Genomic DNA, 5878 nt, shown 5'->3' on the forward strand with positions numbered 1-5878 from the left:
GAACGCGCGCCGCATCGGCATCGGTCTGGCGGTGATCCTGCGGCTGGCGCTGCTCGGCGGCGTGGCCTTCATCGTCCAGCTCACGGCGCCGCTGTTCACGCTGTTCAATCACGGCTTCTCGTGGCGCGACCTGATCCTGATTGCGGGCGGCCTGTTCCTGATCTGGAAGGCGACCAACGAGATCCACGACAATGTCGCGGGCGAACATCCCGGCGAGACGACGGCGGCCGGCGTGGCGGGTGTCACGGTGGCGGGTGTCATCGGCCAGATCCTGGTGCTCGATCTGGTGTTCTCGCTCGACAGCATCATCACCGCCGTCGGCATGACCGACGATCTTCCGATCATGGTCATCGCCGTCGTTACCGCCGTCGTTCTGATGCTGCTAGCGGCTGATCCGCTGGCGCGCTTCATCGGCGACAACCCGACCATCGTCATGCTGGCGCTGGGCTTCCTGCTGATGATTGGCGGCACGCTGCTGGCCGAGGGTATGGGCGTGAAGATCCCCAAGGGCTACATCTACGCCGCCATGGCCTTCTCGGCGTTGATCGAGGGGCTGAACATGATGGCGCGGCGCAAACGGCGGAAGAAGCCTTAGCGCCAGCCCCGATCTACGACTTGGGCGGCGGTCCCCACAGCCGCTCCAGCCGCCGGTCTCGGCCGCAGTTCCAGCGGTAGTAGGTGTAGCTCGTCGGGTTCTTGCGATAGTAGTCCTGGTGGTAGGCCTCGGCGGGATAGAACTTCGCCGCCGGCAGGATCTCGGTGACGATGCGTCCGGGGAGCTTGCCCGACTTTTCCAGGGCCGCCTTGGAGGCTTCGGCCGCCGCAAGCTGGCCGTCGTCGACCGCGAAGATGGCCGAGCGGTATTGCGGACCCTTGTCGCAGAACTGGCCGCCGGCATCGAGCGGATCGATGTTGCGCCAGAACACTTCGAGCAGCCGCTCGTAGCCGACGCGCGCCGGGTCGTACTCGACCTGCAGCGCCTCGTAGTGGCCGGTGCGGCCGGACGTCACCTGCTCGTAGGTCGGATCGGCCTTGGTGCCGCCGGTGTAGCCCGGGGTCGTCGCCAGCACGCCGTCGAGCTTGTCGAACGGCGGCTCCAGACACCAGAAGCAGCCGCCGGCGAAGATGGCGACGGCGCGGGTCTGATCGCGATTCTGGGCCTGCGCCGGCGGCAGCGCCAGGAACATCAGCAGCGAGGCGAGGAGCGCGATCCTTTTCATGAGGGGCTCGCGCCGGGTTTGAAGGTCATCGCCACGCCGTTCATGCAATAGCGCAGGCCGGTGGGCTTAGGTCCGTCCTTGAAGACGTGGCCGAGATGGCCGCCGCAACGCCGGCAATGGACCTCCGTCTGCGCCATGAACAGGAAACCCGTCTCCTGCCTGGTGGCGATCGCCTTGTCGAGCGGCTGCCTGAAGCTCGGCCAACCGGTGCCGCTGTCGTACTTGGTGGCCGACGAGAACAGCGGCAGGTCGCAGCCGGCGCAGCAGAAGGTGCCGGTACGCTTCTCGCGGTCGAGCGGGCTGGACCCGGCGCGCTCCGTGCCGGCTTTCCGCAGGACGGCATACTGTTCCGGCGTCAGCAGGCGCCGCCATTCGGCATCGCTGCGTGTGACCTCGAAGGCCGAGGCCTGTGCATGCGCGCTCCCAGTGCCGAGACCGAAGGCCATCAGGGTGGTGCTCCCCAGAAGGAAACGTCGTCGATCGATCGGGTTCATGGTGTCGCTCATAGCGCCGCACGCGGGCCGGAAGTAAGGCGATCCGCCATCACCGATGGTCACTTTGTCGTGCAGCCGCCGTGGCTCGGGGCTAAGCTTCCCGCCATGAAGCTCAAGGATCAGGTCGCCATCGTCACCGGAGGTGCCTCGGGCATCGGCGCCGCCTCGGCCCGCCTGTTCGCCGCCGAGGGCGCGAAGGTGGCACTGGTCGATCTCGACGGGGCCGGGCTCGGCCAGGTTGCGGCCGACATCGAGGCCGCCAATGAAAGCAGGGGTGGAGGCCAGGCTCTCACCATCACCGCCGATGTGAGCTCCGACCAGCAGGCGCGCGCCGGTGTCGAGCAGGTCATGGAGAAATGGGGCCGCATCGACGTGCTGCTGACTGCGGCGGGCGCCTCGACCGGCGGCACCGTCGACACGATCGAGGAGGCGGCGTGGGACCGCACCTTTGCGATCAACGTCAAGGGCACCTATCTCTGGATCCACTACGCCATCGCGCCGATGATCGCCGCCCGGTCGGGCGCCATCGTCACCATCGGCTCGCAGCTCGCGCAATCGAGCCCGGGCAAGAACGCGGCCTACATCGCCTCCAAGGGCGCCATCGCCTCCTTCACCAAGACCATGGCGGTCGATCATGCGGCGCAGGGAATCCGCGTCAACGCGCTGATGCCGGGTGTCATCGACACGCCGATGCCCGCGAGGTCGCTCCTGCGCTATGCCGACCCCGAGGCGATGCGGACCTTCTGGAAGCACCGCCATCCCATGGGCCGCATCGGCCAGCCCGAGGAAGTGGCCAAGGCGGCGCTGTTCCTCGCCTGCGAAGATTCCTCCTTCATCACCGGCACGCTGCTGTTCGTCGACGGCGGCTGGACGGCGCAGTGATGCCCCAGGAGACCTGCAAGAAGCTGACGCCGGAGCAGATCGCGGGCTATGAGCGCGACGGCTATGTCTGTCCGGTAGATGGCTTCTCGGCCGAACGGGCGCGCGGCTGGCGCGACCGGCTGGAGGCCTTCGAGCGCGCCGAGGGCCGCAAGATGACACGCGGCCACAATTTCAAGCCGCACCTGCTCTTTCCCTGGGTCGACGAGATCGTCCATGCCCCCGAGGTGCTGGACGCCGTCGAGGACCTGATCGGCCCCGATATCCGCCTGTTCCATCTCACGGTGTGGCCCAAGGATGCGCGGAGCGGCGCCTATGTGAGCTGGCATCAGGACGCCACCTACTTCGCGCTGGAACCCGCCTGCCATGTCACGGCCTGGGTGGCGCTCACCGACGCGCCCGTCGAGGCGGGCTGCATGGAAGTGGTGCCGGGTTCGCACAAGCTCGGCCAGATGCAGCATGCCGAGATGCAGGATCCGGAGAACCTGCTGTCGCGCGGCCAGGCGCTGGCGGTCGATGTCGATCGTACGCACACGGCGTTCATGCCGGTGAAGGCGGGGCAATTCTCGCTTCACCATACGCATCTCGTGCACAATTCGCGGCCCAACCGCTCCAACGACCGGCGCATCGGCCTCGGCATCAGCTACATCCCGACCCATGCGCGCTGTACCAGCTCGACACGGGTGACGGCGATGCTGGTGCGCGGTACCGACAAGTACGGACATTTCGACGACGAGCGCCGGCCCCGGGAAGAAGCCGGCGCCGAGGAGCGTGTCTTTCATGCCGAGGCCGTGGCGCGCTTTCGCGCCATGAATGCCGGCGAGACCGAGAATCGCACCGCTGTTGTCAAGAGATAGCTGTCATCCCGAGCGTCGCGAGGGACCTTTGCTCATGGCCTTGAAGATCCCTCGCGATGCTCGGGATGACAGTCTTTCTGGGAGTTGAGTGAAGATGCACACGATTCGCCTGCCGTATCACAACCGCTATGCCTACTCGCCCATCACCGAGCGCAAGGATTACTCGTGGCCGGAGGGCAAGAGGCTGGCCGTCTATCTCGGCCTCAACATCGAGCACTTTGCCTTCGGCGCCGGCGACGGCCATCTGCTCACGGTGGCGGGCACGCCGCCCGATCCGCGCACCTTCGCCTGGAGGGACTACGGCAACCGGGTCGGCGTGTGGCGCTGCCTCGAACTGTTCGACGAGCTCAACCTGCCGGCGGCGCACCTGATAAACACGACGGTGTTCGACCATGCGCCGCAGATCGTCGATGCGCTCAAGGCACGCGGCGACGAGTTCATCGGCCACGGCCGCACCAACGCCGAGCGTCACGGCCAGATGTGGGAAGCCGACGAGAAGCGTTTCCTCGAGGAGGTACGCGATGCCATCGAGAAGGCGAGCGGCAAGCGGCCGCGCGGCTGGATGGCGCCATGGATGAGTTCCAGCCATCACACGCCTGACTTGCTGAAAGAGACGGGCTTCGACTTCCTGATGGACTGGCCGGCCGACGACCAGCCGCTGTGGATGAAGACCCGCTCGGGCCCGCTGATGAGCGTGCCCTATCCGATCGAGATCAACGACAGCCCGCAGATCCTGGTGCGCCACCATTCGCCCGAGCAGTTCCGCGACTTCATCATTGGCCAGTTCGAGGAGCTGCTGCGCCAGTCGGCGAAGCAGCCGCTGGTCTGCGGTATCGCACTGCACACCATGATCGTGGGCCAGCCCTATCGCCTCCGGATGCTGCGCGAGGCGCTGCAGCACATCGCGAGCCATCCGCAGAAGGACAAGGTCTGGTTCACGCGACCCTCCGCCATCTACGACCATTGTGCGAGTTTGCCCAAGGGGACGATGGCACCGCCGCCCGCGTGACCTCCGCTGAGCTCTCTGGCTGGCTGGCCGACGCCGGCCTGCGCAACATGCCGCTGGAAGAGATCGTCGACGGCTTCTCGCGCCGGCTGAACGAGCTGGGCGTTCCCGTCGCGCGCTCCTTCGTCGGCATGAACACGCTTCATCCGATGGTGCGGGCGCGCAGCATGATCTGGGATCGTGCCGCCCCCGAGATCACGCACTTCGAGTTCAGCCATGCCGGGATCGACGTGCCGACCATTCGCGAGAGCCCGTTCTTGCCGATGCTGCTCGACGGCGTTACCGAGCGGCGCTGCGATCTCACCGACGCCGCGACGGTCAAGAGTGTGCCGATGTTCGAGGGGCTGCAAGCCGCCGGCATGACGGAGTGGCTGGGCCGCATCTTTCCCATGGGTGAGCTGGTGCCGCAGATCGGGTGGACGGTCGAGGCTGAGCATGCCGAACGGCTGGCGCTCGTCTGCTCGTTCACGACCGACCGGCCGGGCGGCTACAGCGAGGCCGACCTGGCGGTTCTGGCTCAGGCGCTGCCGGTGTTCGCGCTCGCCGTGAAGGCCGTCACCATGCGCGCGCTCGGCCACGGGCTGCTGGCCGCCTATCTCGGCGACGATCCGGCGGCCCGCGTCTTCGCCGGCACCGTGCAGCGCGGCGAGGTGCAGAGCGTCGAGGCCGTGCTCTTCTTCACCGACCTGCGCGGCTTCACCGCGATTGCCGACACCACGCCCGGCAAGGAGCTGATCGCGCTGCTTGATGAGTGCTTTGAGTGCATGGCGGCGCCGGTCCAGCGCCACGGCGGCGAGGTGCTGAAATTCATGGGCGACGGTCTGCTGGCGGCTTTCGCCGTCCGTCCGACGGGCCGCGCCGAGGTCTGCGCCGCCGCCCTCGATGCCGCGACCGAGGCGCTTGCGCTCATCGAGGCGCTCAATGCCCGGCGGCGGGCCGCCGGGCTGCAGACGGCCGGGCTCGATCTCTCGCTCCATATCGGCACCGTGCAGTACGGCAACGTGGGCACCGCCCAGCGGCTCGATTTCACGGTGATCGGGCCCGCCGTGAACGAGGCCTCGCGCATCGAGAAGCTGTGCGAGCCGCTCGGCCACAGCCTGCTGATGTCGCAGTCCTTCGCCGAAGCGGCGACATCGTGCCGTTCCCGCCTGGTTTCGCTCGGCCGCCACCGCCTGCGCGGCGTGCGCGAGGAGACGGAACTGTTCGGGCTCCGCCAGGGGTCGTATTTATAGTTGACATTTCAGCAGGTTTTAGCCTATATTTCTGATAGGCTGGTGGGGATTGCGCCGGCCTTTTTCGTTCGTTCCGGCAAGACCTGCCCGCGGCCGCCCGCGGGTTCGCGCGCTCCTCCTTGTTGATGGGGCGCTTGGTGCAGCCGCCGCGGGTCCTGACCCGTGGACCCATCAACCTCTGACCCCCTCC

At 67.1% G+C, this 5878-nt stretch carries 7 protein-coding genes; 5 read left to right on the forward strand and 2 right to left on the reverse strand.

Translation table 11 applies throughout. The annotated features are described in order from the left end of the window. On the forward strand, positions 1 to 595 hold a 595-nt coding region (locus tag EPO55_RS00850), incomplete at its 5' end, for a TerC family protein (RefSeq protein ID WP_296334484.1). 13 nt (positions 596 to 608) lie between these two features. On the opposite strand, the gene msrA is transcribed toward EPO55_RS00850, so the two are convergent. Further along, on the reverse strand, positions 609 to 1220 hold the full coding sequence (gene msrA, locus EPO55_RS00855) for a peptide-methionine (S)-S-oxide reductase MsrA (RefSeq protein WP_296334485.1): 612 nt from the start codon (positions 1218 to 1220) through the stop codon (positions 609 to 611). Next, the gene (gene msrB, locus EPO55_RS00860; protein ID WP_296334490.1) at positions 1217 to 1666 is read right to left on the reverse strand and encodes a peptide-methionine (R)-S-oxide reductase MsrB; all 450 of its coding nucleotides are present in this window, start codon (positions 1664 to 1666) and stop codon (positions 1217 to 1219) included. The genes msrA and msrB overlap by 4 nt, the downstream gene beginning before the upstream one ends. Positions 1667 to 1819: 153 nt before the next feature. On the opposite strand from msrB, the gene EPO55_RS00865 reads away from it, so the two are divergent. From EPO55_RS00865 to EPO55_RS00880, 4 genes are all read left to right on the forward strand, one after another. Then, positions 1820 to 2596, forward strand: a complete 777-nt coding sequence (locus tag EPO55_RS00865; RefSeq protein ID WP_296334486.1) for an SDR family oxidoreductase — start codon at positions 1820 to 1822, stop codon at positions 2594 to 2596. Beyond that, complete coding sequence (locus EPO55_RS00870) at positions 2596 to 3450, forward strand: phytanoyl-CoA dioxygenase family protein (protein WP_296334487.1); 855 nt, start codon at positions 2596 to 2598, stop codon at positions 3448 to 3450. The genes EPO55_RS00865 and EPO55_RS00870 overlap by 1 nt, the downstream gene beginning before the upstream one ends. A 94-nt stretch (positions 3451 to 3544) precedes the next feature. Beyond that, positions 3545 to 4459, forward strand: a complete 915-nt coding sequence (locus EPO55_RS00875; RefSeq protein ID WP_296334488.1) for a polysaccharide deacetylase family protein — start codon at positions 3545 to 3547, stop codon at positions 4457 to 4459. Next, positions 4456 to 5688, forward strand: a complete 1233-nt coding sequence (locus EPO55_RS00880; protein ID WP_296334489.1) for an adenylate/guanylate cyclase domain-containing protein — start codon at positions 4456 to 4458, stop codon at positions 5686 to 5688. Before EPO55_RS00875 ends, EPO55_RS00880 begins: the two co-directional genes overlap by 4 nt. Positions 5689 to 5878: the final 190 nt, after the last annotated feature.

Source organism: Reyranella sp. (assembly GCF_004296935.1).
Lineage (GTDB): Bacteria > Pseudomonadota > Alphaproteobacteria > Reyranellales > Reyranellaceae > Reyranella.

Excerpts from the sequence above, each read along its gene's own strand:
- EPO55_RS00875 (WP_296334488.1), top strand. The coding sequence starts at position 3,545 with ATGCACACGATTCGCCTGCCGTATCACAACCGCTATGCCTACTCGCCC.
- msrA (WP_296334485.1), bottom strand. The coding sequence starts at position 1,220 with ATGAAAAGGATCGCGCTCCTCGCCTCGCTGCTGATGTTCCTGGCGCTG.
- EPO55_RS00870 (WP_296334487.1), top strand. The coding sequence starts at position 2,596 with ATGCCCCAGGAGACCTGCAAGAAGCTGACGCCGGAGCAGATCGCGGGC.
- msrB (WP_296334490.1), bottom strand. The coding sequence starts at position 1,666 with ATGGCCTTCGGTCTCGGCACTGGGAGCGCGCATGCACAGGCCTCGGCC.
- EPO55_RS00865 (WP_296334486.1), top strand. The coding sequence starts at position 1,820 with ATGAAGCTCAAGGATCAGGTCGCCATCGTCACCGGAGGTGCCTCGGGC.